General features: G+C 67.6%; 22 protein-coding genes. 11 read left to right on the forward strand and 11 right to left on the reverse strand.

All coding sequences use genetic code 11. From position 1 onward, the window contains the following. Positions 1-53 precede the first annotated feature (53 nt). Together map and radC are read left to right on the forward strand one after the other, a co-directional pair. Positions 54-881: a type I methionyl aminopeptidase gene (map, locus tag AAG816_RS20360; RefSeq protein WP_341991512.1), complete on the forward strand. Its 828-nt coding sequence runs from the start codon at positions 54-56 to the stop codon at positions 879-881. Between the two features lie 4 nt (positions 882-885). Further along, on the forward strand, positions 886-1,590 hold the full coding sequence (gene radC / locus AAG816_RS20365) for a DNA repair protein RadC (protein WP_341991513.1): 705 nt from the start codon (positions 886-888) through the stop codon (positions 1,588-1,590). A gap of 325 nt (positions 1,591-1,915) precedes the next feature. On the opposite strand, the gene AAG816_RS20370 is transcribed toward radC, so the two are convergent. The 3 genes from AAG816_RS20370 to AAG816_RS20380 all read right to left on the reverse strand — a co-directional run bounded on the left by AAG816_RS20370 (position 1,916) and on the right by AAG816_RS20380 (position 5,023). Then, complete coding sequence (locus AAG816_RS20370) at positions 1,916-2,818, reverse strand: TorF family putative porin (protein WP_341991514.1); 903 nt, start codon at positions 2,816-2,818, stop codon at positions 1,916-1,918. Between the two features lie 214 nt (positions 2,819-3,032). Next, entirely contained in the window at positions 3,033-3,827 is a 795-nt protein-coding gene (locus AAG816_RS20375; protein ID WP_341991515.1) for a protease inhibitor Inh/omp19 family protein, read from the reverse strand. A 218-nt stretch (positions 3,828-4,045) separates the two neighbouring features. After that, complete coding sequence (locus AAG816_RS20380) at positions 4,046-5,023, reverse strand: 2-hydroxyacid dehydrogenase (protein ID WP_341991516.1); 978 nt, start codon at positions 5,021-5,023, stop codon at positions 4,046-4,048. A 275-nt stretch (positions 5,024-5,298) separates the two neighbouring features. Between AAG816_RS20380 and ugpC the strand changes: the two genes are divergently transcribed. The 6 genes from ugpC to AAG816_RS20410 all read left to right on the forward strand — a co-directional run bounded on the left by ugpC (position 5,299) and on the right by AAG816_RS20410 (position 11,246). Continuing rightward, positions 5,299-6,360: a sn-glycerol-3-phosphate ABC transporter ATP-binding protein UgpC gene (gene ugpC, locus AAG816_RS20385; protein WP_341991517.1), complete on the forward strand. Its 1,062-nt coding sequence runs from the start codon at positions 5,299-5,301 to the stop codon at positions 6,358-6,360. Positions 6,361-6,540: 180 nt separating this feature from the next. After that, entirely contained in the window at positions 6,541-7,854 is a 1,314-nt protein-coding gene (locus AAG816_RS20390; protein ID WP_341991518.1) for an ABC transporter substrate-binding protein, read from the forward strand. A gap of 285 nt (positions 7,855-8,139) precedes the next feature. Further along, the gene (locus AAG816_RS20395; protein ID WP_341991519.1) at positions 8,140-9,087 is read left to right on the forward strand and encodes a sugar ABC transporter permease; all 948 of its coding nucleotides are present in this window, start codon (positions 8,140-8,142) and stop codon (positions 9,085-9,087) included. Positions 9,088-9,153: 66 nt separating this feature from the next. Next, the gene (locus AAG816_RS20400) at positions 9,154-10,050 is read left to right on the forward strand and encodes a carbohydrate ABC transporter permease (RefSeq protein ID WP_341991520.1); all 897 of its coding nucleotides are present in this window, start codon (positions 9,154-9,156) and stop codon (positions 10,048-10,050) included. A gap of 188 nt (positions 10,051-10,238) precedes the next feature. After that, positions 10,239-10,610, forward strand: coding sequence for a hypothetical protein (locus AAG816_RS20405; RefSeq protein WP_341991521.1), 372 nt, complete (start codon positions 10,239-10,241; stop codon positions 10,608-10,610). Positions 10,611-10,736: 126 nt separating this feature from the next. Further along, positions 10,737-11,246 carry a TIGR00645 family protein gene (locus tag AAG816_RS20410; protein WP_341991522.1) on the forward strand — a complete coding sequence of 170 codons (510 nt, stop codon included), beginning with the start codon at positions 10,737-10,739 and terminating at the stop codon, positions 11,244-11,246. 82 nt (positions 11,247-11,328) lie between these two features. Here the strand turns inward: AAG816_RS20410 and AAG816_RS20415 are convergent, their stop codons facing one another. The 8 genes from AAG816_RS20415 to AAG816_RS20450 all read right to left on the reverse strand — a co-directional run bounded on the left by AAG816_RS20415 (position 11,329) and on the right by AAG816_RS20450 (position 20,119). Then, a complete protein-coding gene (locus AAG816_RS20415) occupies positions 11,329-11,631 on the reverse strand; it encodes an STAS domain-containing protein (RefSeq protein ID WP_341991523.1) in 303 nt (100 codons plus the stop codon). Positions 11,632-11,726: 95 nt separating this feature from the next. Next, positions 11,727-13,364 carry a Na/Pi symporter gene (locus AAG816_RS20420; RefSeq protein WP_341991524.1) on the reverse strand — a complete coding sequence of 546 codons (1,638 nt, stop codon included), beginning with the start codon at positions 13,362-13,364 and terminating at the stop codon, positions 11,727-11,729. Positions 13,365-13,680: 316 nt separating this feature from the next. Beyond that, complete coding sequence (locus tag AAG816_RS20425; protein WP_341991525.1) at positions 13,681-14,136, reverse strand: ATP-binding protein; 456 nt, start codon at positions 14,134-14,136, stop codon at positions 13,681-13,683. Positions 14,137-14,526: 390 nt separating this feature from the next. After that, positions 14,527-15,771 (reverse strand): alanine racemase, encoded by a 1,245-nt coding sequence (gene alr / locus AAG816_RS20430; RefSeq protein ID WP_341991526.1) that lies wholly within the window; start codon positions 15,769-15,771, stop codon positions 14,527-14,529. After that, positions 15,731-16,315 (reverse strand): hypothetical protein, encoded by a 585-nt coding sequence (locus tag AAG816_RS20435; protein ID WP_341991527.1) that lies wholly within the window; start codon positions 16,313-16,315, stop codon positions 15,731-15,733. Before AAG816_RS20435 ends, alr begins: the two co-directional genes overlap by 41 nt. A gap of 107 nt (positions 16,316-16,422) precedes the next feature. Then, the gene (locus tag AAG816_RS20440; protein ID WP_341991528.1) at positions 16,423-17,445 is read right to left on the reverse strand and encodes an ABC transporter substrate-binding protein; all 1,023 of its coding nucleotides are present in this window, start codon (positions 17,443-17,445) and stop codon (positions 16,423-16,425) included. Further along, the gene (locus tag AAG816_RS20445) at positions 17,442-19,418 is read right to left on the reverse strand and encodes an MFS transporter (protein WP_341991529.1); all 1,977 of its coding nucleotides are present in this window, start codon (positions 19,416-19,418) and stop codon (positions 17,442-17,444) included. Before AAG816_RS20445 ends, AAG816_RS20440 begins: the two co-directional genes overlap by 4 nt. Continuing rightward, positions 19,415-20,119 (reverse strand): hypothetical protein, encoded by a 705-nt coding sequence (locus AAG816_RS20450; RefSeq protein WP_341991530.1) that lies wholly within the window; start codon positions 20,117-20,119, stop codon positions 19,415-19,417. Before AAG816_RS20450 ends, AAG816_RS20445 begins: the two co-directional genes overlap by 4 nt. A gap of 204 nt (positions 20,120-20,323) precedes the next feature. Here AAG816_RS20450 and AAG816_RS20455 point away from each other — a divergent pair, with 204 nt between their 5' ends. From AAG816_RS20455 to AAG816_RS20465, 3 genes are read left to right on the forward strand one after another with little or no spacing between them, the layout of a single operon-like run. Then, the gene (locus AAG816_RS20455) at positions 20,324-21,028 is read left to right on the forward strand and encodes a hypothetical protein (RefSeq protein WP_341991531.1); all 705 of its coding nucleotides are present in this window, start codon (positions 20,324-20,326) and stop codon (positions 21,026-21,028) included. Further along, positions 21,015-21,842, forward strand: a complete 828-nt coding sequence (locus tag AAG816_RS20460; RefSeq protein WP_341991532.1) for a hypothetical protein — start codon at positions 21,015-21,017, stop codon at positions 21,840-21,842. The genes AAG816_RS20455 and AAG816_RS20460 overlap by 14 nt, the downstream gene beginning before the upstream one ends. After that, on the forward strand, positions 21,842-23,887 hold the full coding sequence (locus AAG816_RS20465) for a SpoIIE family protein phosphatase (RefSeq protein WP_341991533.1): 2,046 nt from the start codon (positions 21,842-21,844) through the stop codon (positions 23,885-23,887). Before AAG816_RS20460 ends, AAG816_RS20465 begins: the two co-directional genes overlap by 1 nt. Positions 23,888-23,917: the final 30 nt, after the last annotated feature.

Here is a 23,917-nt window from a genome sequence, read left to right on the forward strand (position 1 = left end):
CTGACAGCAAGACTGAAAGCACACGCCGTCGGCGCGACGGACGGGATAGACAGATGACTTATGTGGAAGCGGCGAGCGCGCCGCTCAGGAAGACCGGACATATCAAGCTCTACGGCCCCGAGGGCTTCGCCGCGATGCGGCGCGCCGGCCAATTGGCGGCGCGGGCGCTGGATGCGGTGTCCGAGATGATCGGGCCGGGCGTCTCCACCGATGCCGTGGACAAATTGATCTTCGAGTTCGCCGTGGCCAATGGCGCCTATCCGGCGACGCTGAATTATCGCGGCTACCGGTATTCGGTCTGCACCTCCATCAATCATGTGGTCTGCCACGGCATGCCCAGCCCCCGCCCGCTGCGCGAGGGCGACATCGTCAATGTGGACGTCACGCTGGTGCTGGACGGCTGGTATGGCGACTCGAGCCGCATGTATGCCATCGGCGAGATTCCCCGCCGGGCCGAACGGCTGCTGGATGTGACCTATGAATCCATGATGCTCGGCATCGAGGCCATCAAGCCGGGCGGCCATGTGGGCGATATCGGCGCCGCGATCCAGAACTTCGTGGAGCCGCAGCACATGAGCGTGGTGCGCGATTTCTGCGGCCATGGCGTGGGCCAGGTGTTCCACGACGAGCCCAATGTGGTGCATGTGGGCCGCAAGGGCGAAGGCCCGATGCTCAAGCCCGGCATGATCTTCACCGTGGAGCCGATGATCAATCTCGGCCGGCCCCATGTGAAGGTGCTGTCCGACGGCTGGACCGCGGTCACCCGCGACCGCTCGCTCTCCGCCCAGTTCGAGCACACCGTCGGGGTGACCGAGACCGGCGTCGAGATCTTCACCATCAGCCCGAAGGGCTACCACAAGCCGCCGTATACGCTGGCTTGATGCCATGGCGGGGGAGCCGGACGACGGGCTGGAGGAGGCGCCGCACTTCCACGGCCATCGCGACCGGCTGCGGGCGCGGTTCCGCCAGGCCGGCGCCCAGGCGCTTGCCGATTACGAACTGCTGGAACTGATCCTGTTCCGCGCCGTGCCGCGACGGGACGTGAAGCCTTTGGCCAAGGCGCTGGTGGACCGCTTCGGCTCGTTCGCCGAAGTGATCGCCGCGCCCGCGACCCTGCTGGCGGAGATGCCGGGGGTGAAGGACGCCATCATCACCGAGCTGAAATTGGTGGAGGCGGCGGCGCATCGCTTTGCCAAGGGCCAGATGAAGGGCCGCAAGGTGCTCTCCTCCTGGAGCGCAGTGCTGGACTATTGCCGCGCCTCCATGGCGTTTTCCGACCGCGAGCAGGTGCGCGTGCTGTTTCTGGACAAGCGCAACCAGCTGATCGCCGACGAAGTCCTGCAGACCGGCACCGTGGACCACGCCCCGGTCTATCCCCGCGAAGTGGTGAAGCGGGCGCTGGAGGTGTCCGCCAGCGCGCTGATCCTGTGCCACAACCACCCCTCCGGCGACCCGACGCCCTCGCGCGCCGATATCGACATGACCCGCAAGATCATCGATATCGCCAAGCCGCTGGGCATCGAGGTCCATGACCACATCATCGTCGGCAAGGACGGCCATGCCAGCCTGAAGGGGCTGCGGCTGATGTGAGCGCGGCGGGAGGCCCGGCCTGCGCGCCGAAGGGCCCGCCGCCCTTGCGTCGCTGTCACGCCTGCGCCGTCCACCCCCGCGCGGATCCTGCACGATGAGGCGCGCGCCTGGCACACGGGCACCGCTGACATGTGCGCCACGCCTCAGCCGGCCGCCCCGCCCCAAGGGCGAGAACCACCCACGCAGTTCCATGGACGGCCGCCCCATACCCGATTGGAAGGGAAGGCCCACGCATAAAAAAACGCCGCACCCCGGAGGGTGCGGCGTCTTGTACTGGCGACGTTCGTGCTTGGATTCTGGGTCTTCGCCGAACGTCAGGTCAATCTCACTTGAGGCCGAGCAAGGTGGTGTCGAAGGACAGGCTCGCCACGTAGCGATTGCCGCACCCATTGTTCAGGCCAGTGACCGTGAAGCAGGTGTTGCCGGCGCCTTCGCTCAGCTCGCTGCCGTAATAGCGCAGGTCGAGGGTCATCGCCTTGTAGGTGAAGGCGATGCCGGCGTTCCAGGTGGCATAGTCCGGCAGGGTGTAGTTGCTGTTGCCAGCCAGCAGATACTGGTTGCTCAGGCTGGTGGTGCCGAGCCACTGGTAGCCGAGCTCGCCGGACAGGTACCAGCCGAGATCCTTGTTGGAGGTGTAGTTGGGCAGGTTGATCTTCAAAGTGCCCGACAGGTAGATGTCGTTGGCGCCCGAACCGGCATAGCTGTCGCCGTAGTACAGGTTGCCGCCGACGGTGACCACGTCGTTGAAGACATAGGTCGGCTTGAAGTAGACTTCCCAGTAATTGATCTTGTTGGACGGGAAGCCGCCGCCGTAGCTGCCGACAGCCGCCTGACCGGGATAGTAGTAGTACACGAAGCCGACGTCGCCGGTGAAGCCGCCCCAGGTGTGGCGGATACCAGCGTACAGGTCCACTTCCGCGGTCGGGTCGGTCAGGCCGGCGCTGGCGGGGAAGTCGACATTCGACATCCACACACCCGCATAGACCCAATCCCAGGCGCGCAGTTCGGCATAACCCTGAACGGCGGGGTTGCCGTCGGTCTGGGTGAGGCCGCGGAACACATAGTCGCTGGTCAGCTTCAGGCCGAACGCAACGTCAAACGGCGGGGGCTCGGGAGCAACCACCACGGCCTTCACCGGCATCACGCCCAGATCCGCGGCAGAAGCCGCGCCCACCGAAGCCACACCGGCAAAAGCAACACTCGCTGCAATGGCTGCCCACTTGTTCATACGCCAACCCCCTAGCAATAAAATCTGATGTGAAGAAATCAGCTTTCTTGATCTTGTCCAACGCGAAAAATGAGGCAAGAAATGCTTACACAATAGGCAGACCCGCATGAATGCTGGATTCTGGCGTTGCATTTTCGCCACATTCCGGACGGATTCCAATGAGGCCGCAATGCAGCGCTAGCTATGGAGCGCTCGCAGAGACGCGTTAACCGTATCAGGGCCGGGACATGAGCAGTGGACGGCCGCGCTCAGGTACCTTTGCCCACCCCCCATCTTCCTGCCGGGCGAATCGCAATGTGCTGGCGCCGGACCCGGACGTGACCAGCACATTGCCCCCCTCCAGCCGCCAGGCGACGGGGTTAAAGGCCGCCAGCCCCGGCTCGCAGCCGGGGCCGACACGGACCGCGAACGCCGCCGTTGCCACCGGCGCGTCGGTGAAGATCCAGCGGCACAGGGGGGTCCCGGCGGCCCGGCTGAGATCCCACTCCCCGAGCATCTCCTCGGGATGGACCACGTCTTCCTGCAAAGCCGTCGGCGTGGCGATGAAATAGACCCCGTCGCCCTCCCGCAGCGCCTCATAGGTCCCGGCCGCCCCTTCGGTGAATTCGACCACGGTGCGGCCCGGGGCGCTCAGGAGGCGGATCGACCCGGAGGGGTCCGGCAGCCAGGCCACCACCTGGGCGGTGAAGGGGATGACCGGGCAGCCGTCGGCGGCAAACGCCAGCGCAAAGCCCGGCCCGGCGGCCGTGGTCTTCAGCACCAGCGGGCAGGCGCGCTCGCCATCGGCGCTGGTCAGGGTGAATGTGCCCGCCCGGCGCTCCACATCGGCGCGCAAGGCCGGATCGATCACCTTGGGGGCCGGGGAGGTGGACGGCTTGGCTGCGGGCGCCGCCTTGGGCGCGCCCTTGGCGCCGCCGCCGGGAATGAGGCCCGGCGGAGGGCTTTGCGCCCATGCCGTGGCCGGCACCGCCACCAAGGCAGACACCATCACCCACCGCAGCGCGACCATCGTGGCCCAGATCCCACGCTGCGCACCGCGTGCGGTGCGGCCCGGAGCGAGACCGAAAGCCAGGGAACGCAAGAAAGTGCAGCGCATATGTCTTGCCCATTGCCCGTCGCCGCGATGGCGCGCCGCCCGTAGGCACGCGCTGTTCGGGGCGAAAGTCAACCGGCGGACATGGCGCGATCAGTCCCCCGAGGGGCGAAATCCGCGCGGGGCCGAGCGCCTCAGGGGCGCGGAAACGGCGTCTCGGCCACCGGCGTCACCGGCCCCTTGCCGGCGAACCAGGACACCAGATTGTCCACCACCAATTGGCCCATGGCGTTGCGGGTATGATGGGTGGCGGAGCCCACGTGCGGCAGCAGCACCACATTCTCCAGGCCGAAGAAGGCCTCGGGCACGCGGGGCTCGTCCACGAACACGTCGAGGCCGGCGGCGAGGATGGTCTTGTCCTGCAACGCCTTCAGCAGCGCCGGCTCGTCCACCACGGTGCCGCGGGCCACATTGATCAGGATGCCGCGCGGGCCGAGCGCCGCCAGCACCTCGGCATTGATGAGATTGCGGGTCGCCGCGCCGCCGGGAAGGATCAGCACCAGCGTATCCACGGCCTTCGCCATGGCCAGCAGGTCGGGATAATGGGTGAAGGGCACGTCCGCCTGCGGGCGGCGGGTATGATAGACGATGGGCAGGCCGAAGGCCTCGATGCGCTTGGCGATGGCCTTGCCGATGCGGCCCATGCCGACGATGCCCACGGTGCGGTCGCGCAAGGTGGCGCTGAGCGGGAACGCCCCGGTCGCCCAGGAGCCGGCGCGCACGAAGCGATCCGCCTGCGGCAGGTTCCGCACCGTGGCCAGCAGCAGGCCGAGGGCGAGGTCCGCCACCTCTTCATTGAGCACGTCGGGGGTATTGGTGACGACGATGCCGCGCGCGGCGGCGGCGGCGGCGTCCACGGTGTCATAGCCGACGCCGAAATTGGAGATGATCTCCAGCTTCGGCAGGCGATCCATCAGCGCCCCATCCACCCGCAGCTTGCCCTTGGTGGCCAGGCCGCGAATCGCGCCGGCGTGGGCGGCGATCTGGGCATCCAGGTCCTGCGGCCCCAGCAGATCGAACCGACCCGCCAACTGGCGCTCCACCACATCTTCCATGATCGCTCCGGTGAGGAGCAGGGTCGGGCGGGCGGAAGCAGCGGGAGCGGAAGTCATGGCGGCGAACTCGCGGGCAAGCGATGGATCAAGCGCCACCAGGCCGGGGACGGCCCGGGGCCGGGCCTGGATAAGCGTCATTATGCTTTGGTTCAATCGTTTTAATCTCTGCTTGATCGCGGGGCGCAGCCGCACCATGATCGCGCCACGCCCTGGGCTAAGGGGCGACGGCGCCACAGGCGACGCACGAAGGTACCGACGGCGGCGATCCGCTGAACGGAGCCTCATACGGGTGGAACACGCAGCCCTCGTGGCTGGACAAGGAGCAGGACGCGATGGCGACGGTTGACATCCGCGCGGTTAAGAAAGCCTACGGCTCGACGGCCGTCATTCACGGCGTCGATATCGACATCCAGGATGGGGAGTTCGTTGTCCTGGTGGGACCGTCGGGCTGCGGCAAGTCGACCCTCCTGCGGATGATCGCCGGGCTCGAGAACATCAGCGGCGGCGAGATTCGAATCGGCAACCGCCTGGTGAATGATGTGCCGCCCAAGGAGCGGGACATCGCCATGGTGTTCCAGAATTACGCGCTCTATCCGCACATGACGGTGGGCGCCAACATGGGCTTCTCGCTCAAATTGCGCGGCGGGCCGCAGGCGGAAATCGACAAGCGGGTGAACCGCGCCGCCGACATCCTCGGCCTGACCCAGCTGCTGGATCGCTTTCCCCGCCAGTTGTCCGGCGGCCAGCGCCAGCGCGTCGCCATGGGCCGCGCCATCGTGCGCGATCCGCAGGTGTTCCTGTTCGACGAACCGCTCTCCAACCTCGATGCCAAGCTGCGGGTGCAGATGCGCACCGAGATCAAGGAACTGCACCAGCGGCTGAAAACCACCACGGTCTACGTCACCCATGACCAGATCGAAGCCATGACCATGGCCGACAAGATCGTGGTGATGCACGACGGCGTGGTGGAGCAGATCGGCGCACCGCTGGATCTCTATGACCAGCCGGCCAACCAGTTCGTTGCCGGCTTCATCGGCTCGCCCTCCATGAATTTCATCAAGGGCAAGATCGAGGTGAATGGCAGCGCTGCCTTTGTGACGCCGGACGGCCAACGCCTGCCGGTGGACCGGGTGCCGGAAGGGTCCGTGGGCAAGCCCGCGGTCTATGGCATGCGGCCGGAGCATATCCGCATCGATCCCAACGGCGTGCCGGTGGAAGTGATCGTGGTGGAGCCCACCGGCTCGGAAATCCTGGTGATGGCGCGCCTGGGCACGCAGGAGATCGCCTGCCTGTTCCGCGAGCGCCTCACGCTCAAGCCGGGCGAGATCTTCCACATCTCGCCCCAGCCGGGCCTGACCCACATCTTCGACGGGGCCACCGGCCAGCGTCTGTGAGGCCGCGCGCCGCTGGACGGCGCGCCGCTTTTGGCATTCCGGCTCGTGCCGGACCGCCGCGACTTATGCATAATAAAGGACCCGAAAGACTGCGCGGCATCGCCGACGCGGCAAGGGTGGACGCCAACCGACCCGCATCGGCACAGACCGGGCGGGGCGCTCAAACGGAGGAACGCCAAGATGACGATTTCCAGACGCAACGTGCTGCTGGGCGGCGCCGGCCTCGCGGGAGCGGCCGCATTGCCCGTGATGGGCAGCGCGCCGAGCTTCGCGCAGGCCATGCCGAAATTCGAGCCGGAGCCCGGCGCCAGCCTGCGCATGCTGCGCTGGTCGCCGTTCGTGAAGGCCGAGGAAGAGGCCTGGATCGCCAATACCAAGAAGTTCACCGAAGCCACCGGCATCGAGGTGCGCATCGATAAGGAAAGCTGGGAGGACATCCGCCCCAAGGCGGCGGTGGCCGCCAATGTGGGCTCCGGCCCGGACATCGTCTGGGTGTGGTTCGACGATGCCCAGCAATATCCCGACAAGCTGCTGGACGTGTCCACCCTGGCCAAGGGCCTGGGCGCCACCTACGGCGGCTGGTATCCGGCCCCGGAAGCCTATGCGCTCAACTCCGGCAAGTATGTGGCCTTGCCGCTGGCCACCATCGGCAATGCGATCATCTATCGCGACAGCTGGGTGAAAGACGCCGGCTTCAGCGAATTCCCGAAGGATACCAAGGCGTTCCTGGAACTGGGCAAGGCGCTCAAGGCCAAGGGCCATCCCATGGGCTTCACGCTGGGCCACGGCGTGGGCGACGGCAACAATTACTGCCATTGGATCCTGTGGAGCCATGGCGGCGAGATGGTCAACGACAAGGGCAAGGTGACCATCAACAGCCCGGAGACCATCGCCGGCCTGAAATATGCCCGCGAACTCTACCAGACCTTCATTCCGGGCACCGAGAGCTGGCTGGACGTGAATAACAACCGCGCCTTCCTGGCCGGTGAAATCTCGGTCACCGCCAACGGCGTGTCGCTCTACTATGCCGCCAAGAACGATCCCAAGCTGGCGGACATGGCCGCCGACATGCGTTCGGTGAACCTGCCCATCGGCCCGGTCGGCAAGTCGGTGGAACTGCATCAGACCACCTCGGCCTGCATCTTCAAATACACCAAGTATCCCAAGGCGGCGCAGGCCTACCTCGCCTTCATGTTCGACGCGCCGCAGATGAACGCCTGGATCCAGGGCTCCAGCGCCTATTGCTGCCAGACGCTGAAGGCGTTCGCCAGCAATCCGATCTGGACCTCCAACCCGATCAACGTGCCGTACGGCAAGGCCTCGGAAACCCTGCGGCCGAACGGCTATGCCGGCCCGCTGGGCCCGCAGTCCGCCGCCGCCATGGCCGACTGGATCGTGGTGGACATGGTGGCGGAAGCCGCCACCGGCCAGCGCACCCCGGAAGAGGCGGCCAAGCGCGCCGAGCAGCGCGCGTCCCGCATCTATCGCGGCTGAGAACCTCATGCCCGCAGCGCCGGACGGCGCCGCGGGCATGGCATTCCCGGTGGGGAAGGATGGGTGGAAGCTCAGGCGATGCTTCGCCGGTCACATTGACTGGGCTTCCCCCTGTTCCCCCGGGCACCGGCGGCCGCCGCGGCGGCGCCCCCGCAGGCCGGCATGGCCTGCCTTCATCGTGAGATTTCGTCGGCATCGCGCGCCTTGGGGCGCCGGCCTGACCCAGCCTGACATGGCCTTTGCGCCGCAGCACCGGCCGAGGGCCGCTTTCGGAGATTTGCGTTCATGGCTGATATCGCGGCGCCCCGAGCGTCATCCTCCCCCTTCCGCGCCTGGCTGTCCGGGGTCGGGCAGGGCCGTCACATCCTGGGGCTGCTGTTCATGCTGCCCGCGGCGGTGTTCCTGCTCCTGTTCCTCACCTATCCGCTGGGGCTCGGGGTCTGGCTCGGATTTACCGACACGCGGATCGGCCGCGACGGCGTGTTCATCGGGCTGGAGAACTACCAGTCGCTGTTCGATGACAGCCTGTTCCTGCTCTCGGTGTTCAACACCCTGCTCTACACCATCGCCGCCTCGATCCTGAAGTTCGCCCTCGGCCTGTGGCTGGCCATGCTGCTGAACCAGAATCTGCCGTTCAAATCCTTCTTCCGCGCCGTGATCCTGCTGCCGTGGGTGGTGCCCACGGTGCTCTCGGCCATCGCCTTCTGGTGGATCTTCGACGCGCAGTTCTCGGTGATCTCCTGGGCGCTCATCAAGATGGGGCTTATTGAGCACAACATCAATTTTCTCGGCGACACCACCAATGCCCGGGCCTCGGTGATCGCGGCCAATGTCTGGCGCGGCATCCCGTTTGTCGCCATCTCGCTGCTGGCGGGCCTGCAGACCATCCCGCAGTCCCTGCACGAGGCCGCCACCCTGGATGGCGCCAACGGCTGGCAGCGGTTCCGCTTCATCACCTTGCCCATGCTCTCGCCGATCATCGCGGTGGTGATGACCTTCTCGGTGCTGTTCACCTTCACCGATTTCCAGCTGATCTATGTGCTGACCCGCGGCGGCCCGCTCAATGCCACCCAGCTCATGGCCACCCTGTCGTTCCAGCGCGCCATTCCCGGCGGGCAATTGGGCGAGGGCGCGGCCATCGCCGTGGCGATGATCCCGTTCCTGCTGTCGGCGATCCTGTTCTCCTACTTCGGCCTGCAGCGGCGCAAATGGCAACAGGGCGGGGCGGACTGATGCGCCCGCGCCTGCCCTGCCCTTCCCCCTCGCCCTTTTCCTTTTCCCTGTGGGGACGTTGACGCCATGACCGATCATTCCATCGCCAAACCCGGCGCCGCCGACAATTCCACCGGCATGAGCTATCTGGACAGCCTGCCGCGCCGCATGATCACGGTGTTCCTGCCGCTGCTGGTGTTCGTGTTCGTGCTGCTGTTTCCGTTCTATTGGATGACGATCACCGCCATCAAACCGAACTACCAGCTCACCGACTACGCCAATTACTCCCCGCTCTGGGTGGTGGAGCCGACGCTGGACCACATCAAGTATCTCCTGTTCGAGACCTCCTATCCCTACTGGCTGTGGAACACGATCTACGTCTCGGTGGCGGCCACCTTCATCTCGCTGGTGGCCTCGGTGTTCGCCGCTTATGCCATTGAGCGCCTGCGCTTCAAGGGCGCGCGCTGGGTGGGGCTCGGCATCTTCCTGGCCTATCTGGTGCCGCCCTCGATCCTGTTCATCCCGCTGGCGCTGATGGTGTTCAAGCTCGGCATCTATGACACCAAGCTGGCGCTGATCTTCACCTATCCCACCTTCCTGGTGCCGTTCTCCACCTGGCTGCTCATGGGCTATTTCCGCTCCATTCCCTATGAGCTTGAGGAATGCGCCTTGGTGGACGGCGCCTCGCGCTGGCAGATCCTCATCAAGGTGCTGCTGCCGCTCTCGGTGCCGGGGCTGATCTCCGCCGGCATCTTCTCGTTCACCCTGTCGTGGAACGAGTTCATCTATGCGCTGACCTTCATCCAGTCGTCGGAGAACAAGACGGTTCCCGTGGGCGTGCTCACCGAACTGGTGCGCTCGGACGTCTATGAATGGGGATCGCTGATGGCCGGCGCGCTGATCGGCTCGCTGCCGGTGGTGATCCTCTATTCCTTCTTCGTGGACTATTACGTCTCGTCCATGACCGGGGCGGTGAAGGAATAGCGCCGCCCATCCCCCGCTCACGCCCCGGCCCGCTGCCCCGCAGCCGGCCCGGGTGCGGGCCGGACCATGACCGCCGCCGCCTTCGGCTACCTCTTTCCAAATGACAACCGCCGGTTAGAATGGCCGCGGAGCGCGTCACCAGGGCTGCGCCGGATCCGGAGCGGAGGGGCGCGTCCATGAGGCGGTGTTTGACGGCGATCGCGGTGGCGATCACGCTGTGTGTGGGCGTGCTCGGGTCATTCGGCAGCGCCAAGGCGGATTCGCTCACCTTTCAGATCCGCAGCTTTCACAAGAATGCGGTGGATGTCGCCTTCTACTCGCAGAACCGCAAGCATGTCTGGCCAGCATCGGACCGGGTCTACGTGATCCGCGACTTCAATGTCGCGCAGTATAAGCTGAGCTGCGTCCGGGGCGAGACCATCTGCTATGGCGCCGCCGTGAAGGGCAATTATTCCTTGTACTGGGGGGTGGGCATCAACGGCAAGAAAGCCTGCAAGGGCTGCTGCCAGACCTGCGGCGGCGACACCGTGACGGTGGTGCATAACCTCAACGAGCGCTAGCTGCCGGCGGCGTCTCCCGCGGCCGCGCCCCGCATGTTGGCGATGAAAGCGTCGTGTACAATGTGGTAGAGAGCCCGAGGCGCTCCCCGGCCGCACGGCATGGGGCAGGCTCAACAGGAAGACCCAATGCTCGAACGGGCCATCGAAAGCATTCTGTTCCGCAGCCGCTGGCTGATGGCGCCGTTCTATCTCGGGCTGGTGGTGGCGCTGCTGGTGCTGCTGTTCAAGTTCGGCCGCGAACTGCTGCACTTCGTCTCCATCGCCCTGTCGGCCACCGAGAGCGATATCATCCTGGGCATCCTGGCGCTGGTGGATCTCACCCTGACCGGCAATCTGGTGCTGATCGTCATCTTCTCGGGCTATGAAAACTTCGTCTCGAAGATCGACCCGGCAGGCCATCCGGACTGGCCGGAATGGATGACCAAGGTGGATTTCGCCGGCCTCAAGCAGAAGCTGCTGGCCTCCATCGTCGCCATCTCCGCCATCCAGCTGCTGAAGGCGTTCATGAACCTGACCCCGGAGGCAAACCAGACCACGCTGATGTGGCTGGTCGTCATCCATGTGGTGTTTGTGGGCTCCAGCCTGGTGCTGGCGTGGTCGGACAAGATCAGCGACAGCAAGAGCGGCGGGCACTGAGCCCCGCTGCTACTGAACAGCGGTGCCGTGGCGCGCGGGGCCGACGCGGAGGGGAAAGCGACCGCGGGACGGTCGCCGCCGCTCAGGCAATCTCGAACAGCGCCGAGAAGCCGGAGATGTCGAACACTTCCTGGATCTGCGGCTGAAGCGACTTCAGGCGCAGCTTGCGCTTGTGGGGCGTCATGGCCTTGCCGGCCACCAGCAGCGCCCGCAGGCCGGACGAGGACACATAGTCGACGCCGGTCAGGTCGACGATGATGCAGCCATTGGACTGCTTCACCGCTTCCAGCAGCTTGCCCTCGAACGGCTTGGCATTCAGCGTGTCCAGCCGTCCGCTGACCTTGAGGACGGTATCCGCGCCGTTTTCTTCAGTCTCGATCTGCATCCGCACTTTCCTCGAGCATTGCGGCCCATGGTTGGGAACCGGATCCGGCAGGTTGACGCTTGGTCGGCGACCTGAACCGTCACTCCGAGAGCACTTTACATGTCAGCTGGCGACAGCAGCCGATCTGACTCCGCACTGGGCGGATTATCCTCATTTGGCCCTGGACGCAACGCCAAGGACAACCGGCGCACCAGCCAGATGGCGCGTTCGAACAGGCTGGTGGCGCGCATGAGGTTGCGCACCTCGTCGCCGCCGGTGGCGCAGGAGGCGGCCAGTTCCCGCCGGATCCGGTCCAGCAGGCCGCTGCGATCGGCGGTCAGGGCGTCCAGGACATCGAGATCCGCCGGGCTGGCGTCCGCGGGCACCGCGTCGGTGAGCACCAGCAGCAGCGCGCGCAGGGATTCCGACAGGTTGAAGATCAGCGGCGGCGGCGGATTGAACGCGTCCACCACGGTGCCGAATTCGTGCAGGGTCTCCTGCAGCGCCCGCACCAGTTCCACCTGGGTCTGCGCCCGCAAGGTGATATGCAGGTCGGCGCGCGTCAGATGCTGGTCGATCAGGTCCACCAGGAAGCGGTCGGTGGCGGCGGCGATGGCATCGGCGCCGCGCCAGGCCGCATCCCGGGCCTTGGGGTCGTCGGCGGCGCGCTGGTCCAGATCGGGCAGCAGGCGCGGCAGGCGGGTCACCAGCCGGGCCGTTTCCCGCGCCACCAGGTCGAGGGCGGTGGAGGGGTCCTTCACCGCCTGGTCGTGGATGAAGCGCGGCCGCGACAGGTGGTCCTCGCGGGTGGGCGGGCTGAAGCGGGCCGAGATCGCCTCGCTGACCCCGATCATGATCACCACCAGGGCGCCGCCGGAGAGTTGCAGCGCGAAGAACACCACCGAGATGGCGAAGGCCGGATCGCCGCCGCCCAGATAGCGCAGCAGCTCATCCAGATTGTGCCCCAGCAGGATCGCCGCCAGCGCCGCCGCGCCGACCATGACGCAGCCAGACACCTTCACCAATATGGCGGAGATGCACAATTGCCGGGCGCTGCCCTTCAGATCGCCGGCGGAGAGCAAGGTGGCGAGGCCCGAGCCGAGATTGGCGCCCAGCACCACGAAAATGGCATCGCCCAGCCCCAGCACCTGGGTCTGCACCACCGCCACCGCCAGGATGGTGGGCGTGGAGGCCGACTGGGTGATGACCGCCAGCACCATGCCGAGGAAGAAGCCGCGGGTCGGGGTCAGCACATCGCCGATGACACGGGCGGTTTCGGCCAGGTTCAGGCCCGCCGGGGCGGACTTGATGAAGTCCAGCCCCAGGAACAGCAGCGCCAGCCCCAGCGCCACCCCCATCCACTCCCGCCATGCGGGGCGGGCATGCATGCGCAGATGGAACCCCATCCCCACCAGCGCCACCAGATACAGCACCGCCACCTTCATGTTGACGGAGGCGATGAACACCAGGGCCGAGGTGCCCACATTGGCCCCGGCCACCACCGGAATGGCATCACGGGGGGAAAACACCCCGCCGCGCACCAGATTGGCGCAGATCAGGGTGACCGCATTGCTGGACTGGGTGATGGCCCCGGCGACCGTGCCGCACAGGAAACCGGCGGCCCGCGACACGGTGGCGGCGCGCAGCAGCCGGCGCACCCTGCGCCCCATGGCGTGCTGGAGGTGCGATCCCATCAGCTTCAGGCCGACAAACAGCAGCCCGAGACCGGCGAAAAGTTGGGCGAGGATCAACACGGCGGACGCTCCATCAGGCCGCAGCGCTTAAGGCGTGATGCCGAATGGGAAAACCGGTTTTCCGGCGACACCATGCGCGATTTCTCAGTGCGGAAGGCAGATTCTGGTGTCAGGCCGCAGCGACCTGACACCGTTCGAGGGCCGGGGATAGAACATGACATTGTGTCGCAAATGTCATGTCATTTGCGACGCCGCGATCATTATTTTCGAGATTGCGGTCCCCGCCCGTCCGGGAGGCGGCCTATGGAAACCGCGTTTGAGGTGGTGTGTCGCGTTTTCTTCTCGCGAACCGGTATCCACTTCGCTCGAAAACGGGCTAAGCGGCGCCCTTCTTGGGATCGGCCACCAGGGTGAAGCGATTTTCGTCCCCCACCCGCTCATAGGCCAGATCCGCCAGGAAGTGACGCATCAGCTGGACGCCATGGCCGCCAACGCGCGCGTCTTCGATGGAGGTGGGCACATGCGGCGGGCCGACCGAGATGGGATCGAACGGCCGGCCGTTGTCGACGATCCGCATGGCCACATGCCCGGCCGGGAGGTGGAAATACTCCAGCCGGATCTGCGGCGGGCGGTCAACGCCCTCGAAGCCGTAGGAGATGACGTTGGTCACCGCCTCCTCCACGCTGAGGTCAAGCCCGAACCGCATCCGGTCCGGCCAGCCGTCCTGCTCCGCGAGGTCGGCGAGCCACGCCGCCACCTTCAGCAGGTCGTCGAAATCGGCGGCGATCTCGCAGGTGGACATGATCTGCGCGGTCTCGAGCAGCGCACTCATGCGGCTGCGCTCCAGGGCGCTGTCACACGCTTTGCGGCGCGGCACGACATCGTCAGCATTTTGCGCCTCTCCCGAGCCCCGCGCCGTCCCGTGCAAACCCTTTGCAAGCTTGCTCACAGTTCAGGACGGTTAGCAGCTTTCCACCGGTGTTCGAAGAGGCAAAGTCAACCTTGAACGGCCCGCCCCACAGAACGTCGGGCGATGCGTCCAGGCCTCTGTGCAAAGTCACGCCTCTGAGCAAAGTCTCGCCCCTGCGCAAAGTCATGCCCCTCCGCAAGCCGCGCTTTGCCGCGCGCCTTTGCCGGCCCAGGCTATATCGATCCGGGGACAACCGGCAATCCGTCCCGCCCGGCGTGGTAAAGCCGCCCGCGCCCCGCCAGCGGAACCGCCTCAGAGCGCGGCGCGCCCCTGTCCCTGCATCATGCGACGGTCATCGTCCTGGGTAACGGCGCCGGCGCCGCGCACGGCCATGGGCGGCAGGCCGTCGCTCCGGCCGGCGGCAATCTCTGGCGGCAGGGCGTCGGCGGGGATGAATTCGGCGGTGTCGCGATAGATCCGCCGGGTGCGATGGCCGGCGGCCACCATGACCGCGTTGGGGGCGAGGCCCGCGGCGGCGGCCAACTGGTCCACCGGCAGCGCCGGGCCGAACAATTCCGCCCGCGCGCCGGGCACCGCGAGCCCCGGCGGCAGGTCGGTCACGTCGATGGTCATCATGCTCATGGCCACGCCGCCCACCACCGGCACGCCATGTCCGCCCAGGCGCACCTGGGCGGGATGGCGGAAGGAGAACGGCACGCCGTCCCCATAGCCGGCGGCGAGATGGGCGAGGCGGCGCGGCTGGGTGGTGCGATAGACGCCGCCATAGCCCACTTCCACTCCGGCCCGCACATCCGCCACCCGCAGGATCGGCGCCGTCAGGCGCGCGGCCATCTGGATCGGCTGCGGCCGCGCGGGCGTGGTCTCCACCCCATAGAGCGCGCTGCCGACCCGGGCATGGCTGCAATGACGCTCCGGCGGGCCGAACACGCCCGCGGAGGCGCAGAAGCTGAGGGGGGCGTCCGGCAGCGCCTGGGCCCAGGCGCGGAACCGCCGCCATTGGTGGGTGTTGCGCCGGGCCTGCGGATCGGCGAACCGCGCCAGATGGGTGATCAGGGTCACGAGGCGCAGGCCGTCCAGGGCGGTGTCGTCGGCGCTGAGGCGCTTGACGTCCGCCAGGGTGAACCCCAGCCGGCCGAGGCCGGTATCCAGTTGAATGCCGATATCGAACCGGCCCGCCCGCGCCGCCTCCGCCCGCGCCAGGGGCAGTTCGGACGGGTCCATCAGCACCGGCACCAGATGGCGGGCGCGGAACTCCGCCGCGGGCGCCCCGGCGAGGCCGTGCATCACATAGATCCGGGCCTGCGGCAGCAGGGCGCGCAGGCTCAGTCCCTCGTCGAAGTCCGCCACCCAGAAATCGCGGCACCCCAGGTCGGACAGCAGCGGCGCCAGGGTCGCAACCCCGAGGCCATAGGCATCCTGCTTGACCACGGCGCCGACGGTGGCGCCGCTGAAGGCCGCCCGCACCGTGCGCCAATTGCGCCGAATGGCCCCAAGATCAATTTCCAGGACTGCCCGGTCCTTGGGAAAATCGGTCATCTTCGCCGCCGAAAACATAGAGAATGCGAATCCCGTCCGAGGTGGGCCGAGCCGCCACGCCACGCCAGCCGGTGGCCAAGCAGGCGATTTGCTGCTCGGTGTCCCCTGGGGCGATGCGTTTTTCGTCCCGCGGCGCGAGCTCGGTTCCATCGCGCACCATCAAATACCGCAGATGGCCGCCATAGTAAGGGACTAAAGCGCGGATCGAAAAACCTTCGGACAGCAAATTCATCCAACTGGGCTGATTTGCCGGTGCAGACGTCGCAAACAAGATGTCCGTTTGGTACACCAATCCCACCCGCGCCGCAATCAGCGCCCGTTGCAGGCCGCGGCCGCGAAACGCCGTCGCCACCGAGGCGCCCGCCAGCTTGGCCACGGGCGCGTCCGGCGCAGCGCCGATGAACGGCCGGGGATCGTCATAAGTCGGCAGCACGGTCTGCAGCACGCCGTAGGCCACCAGGGCACCGTCGGCGAACACGCCCTCCACGCGGCCGCGCCCGGCCAGGATGCCGGCGAAGAAATCCTTCGTCTCCGGCTTGACCACCTCCGGCCGCACCGCCTCGCCAATGGCCAGGCGGTGGAGCGCATAGATCGCGTCCAGGTCGGCAGGCGCCAGCGTCCGCCAACTCAAGGCCCCCTCGGTTCCTGCACTCATCCGGTGACCAGTTCGGCATAATTGAGCATGGCGATGGGCGGATAGATGCCCAGCGACTTGGCGATGCGCATGTTGATGATCAGCGAGAAGCGCTTCAGGGTCTCGATGGGGATGCGGCTCGGCGGCGTGCCGTGGCTCAGAATGTCCACCGCCTTGGTACCCGCCAGCTGGCCCACGGAATAATAGCGGCTCACAAGCCCCACCAGTGCCCCGCCCTCGCGGATCGCCAGTTCCGCCGCGCCGAAGGTGGGCAGGCCGGCAGCCAGCGCGGTGGGCGTCACCCGGTCATAGATGGTGCCGAGGAAGGTGTCCGGCAGCAGATACAGCCAGTCGGCCTTGTCCGCCCGCAGCTGGGTGACCATCTCCTCCACCCCGTCGGCCACCGGACGGCCGTTGGCGTCGGTATTGAACGGGCGGGCGATCACCTTGGCGCCGATGCTCTTACAGAAGGTCTCCACCTCGCGCACGATGGCCACCGAGTTCTGCTCGCCGGTGGAATAGAGAATCCCCACCGTGGAGAACTCCATGTAGGACTGCATCGCCTTCATCTGCACGTCGGTGGGCACCACATGCACCGCGCCGGTGACGTTGCGCCCCGACGAGGCGAAGCTGGGGGCGATGCGGGCCTGCACCGGCGCCGCCACCAAAGCGAACACCACCGGAATGTTGCGGATGAATTTGGGATCCTGGGAATCGTACGGCCCCACCACCCCGAGCGTCAGCGGCGTGCCCCAGGTGTAGATCAGGTCCGGCTTCAGCGTGTCCAGGTCGGCGATCATGGACGGCAGGTTGGCGATGTCGCGCCTCGCGTCCCGGGTCACGATCTCGGTCTTCAGGCCGGCGGTGTCCAACAGGTCGCGGAACCCGCGCTCCACCTCGGTCTCACCGCGGAAGGTGAGCATCAGGATCTTGAAGGTGCGCTCCGTGTTCGCCGCCGCCAGGCCCGGCAGAGCCAGCGCCGTCCCGGCCCCAAGGCCGAGCGAGAGCAGGGAACGTCGGTCGAGCAGGGTCTTTGTCATTGCACCGAAGCCTCCTCGGACGCGGCATCAGACGACGGCCCGGTCGTCTCCGTGTTGCGACCGGACAATGCGAACGCCGCCGCGCCGATTACCACTATGGCACCGACGCTCATCATGGAAGTTACGAAACCGAAAGCCCCCAGCATGAGGCCAGCGGCCGCAGGCCCCAGCGCATTGCCGCTGCGCTCGATCAGTCGAAACAGACCAAGAACGCCAGCGGAATGGCCGCCGGGCACATGGCGGGCGCTATCGGCCACCAAAGCCGACTGCGGCGCGATGGACATGGCCTGGCCGATGCCCAGCACCGCCAGCACGCCGGCCAGCACCAGGGGCGTGGTGCCGAACGCCACCAGCAGCGCCCCGGCCCCCGCCAGGGTGCCGCCCGCCGCCACGAAGAAGGAGCGGGCGGAATAGCGATCCGCCAGTCCGGCGAAGATCGGCACCGCCAGCACCATGATCACCGGATAGATCATCTGCAGCCGGCCCACCGCGGCGGAACTGTAGCCGCTCCGCTGCAAGGCCACCGGAATGAGAAAGAAGCACAGCGCCGCCAGGATGAACTTGGCCGGGAAGGCGCAGCCGAACAGCAGCGGCGCCAGCCGCGGCGCCTGGATCGCCGCCTTCAGATCGCCCAGCCCGAGGCCATGGCCATGGGGGCGGCGGACGGAGCGCGGCAGGCTGGCCGCCGCCAGCAGCAGCGCCGCGCCGGCCAGGCCCGCCGAGAACAGGAAGGCCACGTTGCCCCCCAGCCGGTCCGCCACCACCCCGCCGATGGGCGGGCCGCACAGCGCCGCCACCATGATGGCGCGCACGAACACCGCCAGCCCTTCGGCCCGCTCGTTCGGCGCCGAGCGATCCACCACATGGCCCTGGGCGGAGACGAACACCAGCGCATAGCCGATAGCCGACACCACGCGGGCGGCGAGGAACACATAATAGCTGCCGGTGAGGCCCGACAGCGCATAGCCGCACGCCGCCAGGGCGGCGCCGAGCACGAAGCCGTTGCGCCGGCCCAGCCATTCGGAGGCGGCGGCAAACGGCAATTGGCACAGGGCCACCGCCGCCATGAAGGCGACGATGGGGAGGCTGATGGCCACATCGGCGCTGAACGGCAGGTTGGGCGGAGCCAGCGCCTGCACGTAGCGCGGCAGGAACGGGCGGGTGAACTCCTCCGCCAGCATGAACAGGAACAGGGCCGGACGCACCATGGCCGCCGCCTGGTTCGCCCCCGCCTGGGTGGAGCCGAGGCCGGTCTTGGCCGCCACCGCGTCCAGCGCCGTCACCGCCGCTTCATCGCCGCGCGCCTGCGCCAGCGTCCGCGCCGCCGCGTGGCGCTGCGCCAGCGCCGCCATATGGCGATCGATGGGGGCGATGAGATGGTCGGTGGCCGCGTCCCCGGCCTGGTGCAGCACCAGCCGGCCGCGGGCCAGCGCCCGCACCCGGGCCTCCACCGCCGCAAGCACCGTCACCCCGCGGGTGCCCACCACCAGCGCCACCAGTTCCAGCGCGATCAACAACGCCACCACGCCGATGAAGGCGACGTCGATCAGCACCGCCGCCACCTGCTCGGACACCAACCGGGGATCGATGGCGATCACCAGGGTGGCCACCGGCGCGCCGTTGCGCGCCACCACGGCGGTGTGCACCTCCGGCCAATCGGGGCCTTCGATCTCGCCGGACTCCCACAGCACCACGCCGCCGCGCACCAGGCGCATATGCGCCAATTCTTCATTCTGCCGGATCAGGGCCTCGAAATAGGGCTTCACGCCCACCAGCCGATCCACCGGAATGCCCGCCTGGGTGGCGGTTTCCACCAAAGCGGCGGCCGAGCGCCCCACCGAATCCGCCTTCGCCATGATGGTGGGCACGATGGTGCGCACCGCCGCCTGCTGCGCGCCCCAGGCGATCATGCCCAGCGCGGCGCAAAGGATGACGACGATGGCGGCCGATATGCCGCCGCGCAGGCCGATCATGACTTCGCTCCCGGACGGTCGGCCCCGGGCGCGGCAACGATGCGCAGGGCGGGCGTGGAGGGCGGCACCGGCGTCGCCGCGGCATAAGCGGCATCGGCACTGGCCAGAGCGGCACGGGCGGGCGCGGGCCAGGAGGCCGGATCGGCGGCGCGGCGCACCGCCCGCTTCAGGCCCGCCGCCAGAAGAAGGCCCACGGCCACCGTGGCCAGGGCCGCCGCAATCAGGGTCGGCAGGGCGATCACCCGCAGATCGCGCGCCAGCGCCTCGGCGCCCTCGGCGAGGACGCCGGGATTATAGTGCACCACCACCCAGCCGATGCGCTTGCCGATATCATTCTCGATGACGCGGGCGACGGTGGCCGCGGCGCGGGCGGAATCGCCGTGCCCGATTCGCTTCGGATCGCTGCTGAACAGCACCAGATCGTGCTCGTCGGCTACATCAATGGTTGTCACCGCCGCATCGATGCGCGCTTCGCGCTGCAATAATTCGGTGAGGGTCTGCTGCGACGACAGACCGATGCCCAGGCTGCTGGCCAGTTCCGCCGTGCCGGCGATGCGCTGCGCGGTGATGGCAAAGCGCGCCTCCACCGCGGCGCGGTTGGCGTTCAGCAGGGTGGCGTAAGAAAAATAGGCGCCGAACGCCACGCAGGCGGCGGCAATCAGGGCGAACAGACCGATCAGGACGGCGGTGGTGCGGGTCATCGGGGCAGGACTCGCAAGAGCGGCGCAACGGGAGAGCTCACGGGATACGATAAAAAGCGGCTTGGTGCTGATCGTTTTTTTGGTTGCCGGTCGGATTTTGCTCTGGTTTGCCGCGGCGCGGGCGGCTAACGTCCCGCCGGCCTGCACACCACCGTCTGCTTCATGACATTTGTCGGTCGACTCGTTCTCATCGTTGCCGCCGCCGTGCTCGCGATTCTGATCGTGGTGGCGGCTGGAGCCTACTTGGCCGGCCAAAGGGTCACGGCCGAGATCGAGCGGGCACGCGTGTCGCATCTGCTCGGCAATCTGCGCAGCACCACGGAAGCCAATCTCTCCATCGGCCTGGCCCTGGACCAGGTGTCCTCGCTGCAGACCCGGATCGAACGGGAAAAGGCCGGCGACTCCTCCATCCTGGCCATCGACATCTTCAACCTCAGCGGGCGCTCCATCTACAGCACCGACCGTGGCGCGGTGGGCGAGGCGGTGCCGGACACCTGGAGCAAGCCGTCCGGCACGGACGAGATCTGGTCGCAATCCGCCCGCGGCGAGACCGTATTCGGCACCCGCTTCGACAATGACCTCGGCCCGGCCGGCGGCATTTCCGTCTCGGTCTCGGATTCCGCCCGCTCCGGGCGCAACGAGCGCCTGCTGGCCGACCTCCTCGGCCGCACCGCCGCCGCCGCCCTCGCCGGAGTGATCGTGGCGGGACTGCTGGCCTGGACCTTCGCCGCCGCCATGACCCGCCCGTTCCGCAATGTGGCCAGCATCCTGCGCGGCGAGGATGCGGCGGTGGTCCCGGGCCGGGGCATGGAGCACCTGGCGAGCCAGACCCGGCGCGCCTGGACCCGCAGCGAAGAACGCATCGACGCGGGCACGCGGCAGTTGGAGGCCCTCGATGACGACGCCTGAGGCCCATCCTCTCGGCCGCGGTCATGGGCGCCTCGTGACCGGCCTGTTCGCCTTCGCCCTCACCCTCCTGGTGGGCGGCATTGCCGGCGCGCTGCTCATTTCCGGCTTCAAGGCGCGGGTGGAAGAAACCGCCCGGCGCGACGTGACCGTGATCGGCGCTTCGCTCGCCCGCTCGCTGGCGCAGCAGTTCGAGAAGGCGGCCCGCTTCGGCATTCCGCTGAAACTCATTCCCGGCGTCGAGAGCTATCTCAGCCAGACCCTCAACCAGACGCCGGGCATCGCCCGCATCGTGCTGCGCGGCCCCGACGGGCGCGAAGTGCGCAGCGCCATCGGCCCGGCCGCCGGACAGGACATGACCACCGCCGCCATCAGCGTGGACGGGCTGGCGGTGGGACAGGTGGACGTGACCACCAGCCCCAGCGCCTTCAGCGGCGCCTTCGGCGATGTGGGCCTCCAGGTGGCGGGAGCGGTGCTGGTCTGCGCCGCGCTCGCCGGGATCATCGCCGGCACCGTGGCCGGCGGGGCGCTGGATCGCCGCCGCCGCCGGCTGGTGGTGGCCATGGCGCGCAATGTGGCCGGCGAACTGGATGGCGGGCCGCAGGCGGCGATGCTGGGCCACGGCCCGGTGGGCCAGGCGTTCGACGCCTTGGCCCGCGGTGCCCGCCGGGTGGGGGAGAAGTGGGCCGGCTTCCAGGCCTATGCGGAGGAATTACTGGCGGTGGATTTCGACGGGCGCCTGCGGCCGGAAGTGGAGCGTATCCGGCGGGAAGCGCTGCCGCGCGGCGGCCGCCAGCCCAGTGATCGAGCCTCCTGATGCAATTGCGCACCCGTATTACTCTCCTGGTCGCGGCCGGCTTCCTGCTGCTGCTGGGCTGCTTCATCGCCGTGTTCGTCATGCGCGACCGGATGGAGGAGGAGCGCGTCTCCAACATCGTCATCGGCGGCCAGGCGGCGCTGTGGCGCGAGATCGTCGCGGTGCAGACCTCCATGCTGGAAAAGAGCCTGGATGCCATCGCCAGCTCCGGCGCCCTGCGCGCCGCGCTCCTGGCCTCGGACCGCGGGGCGGTGATGGCGGCGCTGAAGGGCGTGGAAGTGCTGTTCGACGAGCCCCCGGTATTCGAGGCGGTGGGCGCCGATCGCGAAGTGCTGTTCGCCCAGGGCACCCAGCCCGGCCGCACCTTGCTGGATGCCGGCAGCATCGACCGGGTGCTGGCGGGCGGCACCGTCTCGGGCCTGCGCCAGGTCTCGGCCAACCAGATCCTGGTGGTGGCCGCGCAGATGATCACCTTCTCCGACGGCCAGAAGGCGGTGCTGGTGCTGGGCCGCAATGCCTCGGGCGCCGTGCGCCGCTTCGCCGCCAGCATCGATGCGGCCACCACCCTGCTGACCTTGCGCGGCGCCCTGGCCGCCACCACCGACGCGGAAGTCTGGCGCGCCGCCGGCCTCGTCATCACCCCGCGCCATCCGCTGCGGGACATGCTCACCGTGGGCGATCGCATCTATGCGGTCACCAGCATTCCGGTGCCGGACATCAGCGGCGGCACGGTGGGCGCCCTGGTGAGCCTGGTGGATAACACCACCGCCCGCGCCACGGCCGACGCCATCCGCCATTTCGGCCTGGCGGTGGCTTTGGGGCTGGCCCTGTGCGGCATCGTCGGCGTCAATGTCTTCCTCTGGTACAGCTTCCGCCCCCTGGAACGGGCCATCGACGTGCTCCAGGCGCTCTCCCGCGGCGACACCTCTGTGTCGCTGGAGGCCAGCGGCAAGGATGAGATCGGCCGCATCGCCCAGGCGGTGGGGGCGTTCCGGGCCAATGTGCATGCGCTGGCCGAGAACCGCCGCCAGCGCGAGCGGGTGCGGCGGCGCCAGGAAAGCGTGATCTCCGGCGAGTTGCAGGCCCTGGCCGACGCCATCGACCCCACCGACCGCGAAGAGGTGCTGGCGCTGCTGGCCTCCGATCCGGACCGCGACGAGGACGAACTGCGCCGGGTGGCAAGGGTGCTGCACGATCTGTCCCGGCGCATCGTCGAGCAGCACAACCGGCTGTCTTCGATGGTGGTGGAACTGCGCGAGGCTTTGATCACCAAGACCAAGCTGGCCGGCCTGCAGCAGGAACTGGAGATCGCCGCGCAGGTGCAATTGGCGATCCTGCCGAAGGAATTCCCGCCCAATCCGCGCATCGCGGTGCATGGCCACATGACCCCGGCGCGGGAAGTGGGCGGCGATTTCTACGATTATTTCCTCATCGACGAGCGCACGCTCGGCTTCGTGGTGGCGGATGTGTCCGGCAAGGGCGTGCCGGCGGCGCTGTTCATGGCCATCTCGCGCACGCTTTTGCGCTCCACCGCTCTGTTCGAGCGTTCCCCCGCCGGCTGCGTGCGGCGCCTGAACGACCTGCTGGCGCTGGAAAACGAGCAGATGCTGTTCGTCACCTTGTTCTACGGCGTCATCAATCTGGAAACCGGCAAGGTGAACTACGTCAACGCCGGCCATAACCTCCCCTACAAGATCACCCAGGACAATGTGGTCACCACCGTGCCCACCACCCGCGGCATGGCGGTGGCGGTGATGGAGGGCTTCATCTATGAGGAGCACGAGCTTCAGCTCAATCCGGGCGACGCCTTGTTCCTCTATACCGACGGCGTCACCGAGGCGTTCGACATCGACGACGCGGTCTATGGCGATCCGCGCCTCACCGACCTGCTGAAGAGCGGCGCGGCGGAGTGGTCGGTGACGGAAATGTCGGAACAGGTGCTGGCCTCCGTGCGCCGGTTCGAGCGCGGCGCGCCGCAGGCGGACGACATCACCTGCCTGACCCTGCGCTATTTCGGCGGCAGCAGCCGCCGCCACGGGGCGTAGGGCGCCCGACCGACGCCGGGACCGGCGCGG

This window comes from Azorhizobium sp. AG788, from assembly GCF_943371865.1.
GTDB lineage: Bacteria > Pseudomonadota > Alphaproteobacteria > Rhizobiales > Xanthobacteraceae > Azorhizobium.

Coding starts and splice junctions, on each gene's coding strand:
- AAG816_RS20425 (WP_341991525.1), bottom strand. CDS start 14,136: ATGAGTGCGCTGCTCGAGACCGCGCAGATCATGTCCACCTGCGAGATC.
- radC (WP_341991513.1), top strand. CDS start 886: ATGGCGGGGGAGCCGGACGACGGGCTGGAGGAGGCGCCGCACTTCCAC.
- AAG816_RS20440 (WP_341991528.1), bottom strand. CDS start 17,445: ATGACAAAGACCCTGCTCGACCGACGTTCCCTGCTCTCGCTCGGCCTT.
- AAG816_RS20410 (WP_341991522.1), top strand. CDS start 10,737: ATGCTCGAACGGGCCATCGAAAGCATTCTGTTCCGCAGCCGCTGGCTG.
- AAG816_RS20395 (WP_341991519.1), top strand. CDS start 8,140: ATGGCTGATATCGCGGCGCCCCGAGCGTCATCCTCCCCCTTCCGCGCC.
- AAG816_RS20400 (WP_341991520.1), top strand. CDS start 9,154: ATGACCGATCATTCCATCGCCAAACCCGGCGCCGCCGACAATTCCACC.
- AAG816_RS20375 (WP_341991515.1), bottom strand. CDS start 3,827: ATGGTCGCGCTGCGGTGGGTGATGGTGTCTGCCTTGGTGGCGGTGCCG.
- AAG816_RS20390 (WP_341991518.1), top strand. CDS start 6,541: ATGACGATTTCCAGACGCAACGTGCTGCTGGGCGGCGCCGGCCTCGCG.
- AAG816_RS20415 (WP_341991523.1), bottom strand. CDS start 11,631: ATGCAGATCGAGACTGAAGAAAACGGCGCGGATACCGTCCTCAAGGTC.
- AAG816_RS20445 (WP_341991529.1), bottom strand. CDS start 19,418: ATGATCGGCCTGCGCGGCGGCATATCGGCCGCCATCGTCGTCATCCTT.
- AAG816_RS20465 (WP_341991533.1), top strand. CDS start 21,842: ATGCAATTGCGCACCCGTATTACTCTCCTGGTCGCGGCCGGCTTCCTG.
- map (WP_341991512.1), top strand. CDS start 54: ATGACTTATGTGGAAGCGGCGAGCGCGCCGCTCAGGAAGACCGGACAT.
- ugpC (WP_341991517.1), top strand. CDS start 5,299: ATGGCGACGGTTGACATCCGCGCGGTTAAGAAAGCCTACGGCTCGACG.
- AAG816_RS20460 (WP_341991532.1), top strand. CDS start 21,015: ATGACGACGCCTGAGGCCCATCCTCTCGGCCGCGGTCATGGGCGCCTC.
- AAG816_RS20370 (WP_341991514.1), bottom strand. CDS start 2,818: ATGAACAAGTGGGCAGCCATTGCAGCGAGTGTTGCTTTTGCCGGTGTG.
- AAG816_RS20380 (WP_341991516.1), bottom strand. CDS start 5,023: ATGACTTCCGCTCCCGCTGCTTCCGCCCGCCCGACCCTGCTCCTCACC.
- AAG816_RS20450 (WP_341991530.1), bottom strand. CDS start 20,119: ATGACCCGCACCACCGCCGTCCTGATCGGTCTGTTCGCCCTGATTGCC.
- alr (WP_341991526.1), bottom strand. CDS start 15,771: ATGACCGATTTTCCCAAGGACCGGGCAGTCCTGGAAATTGATCTTGGG.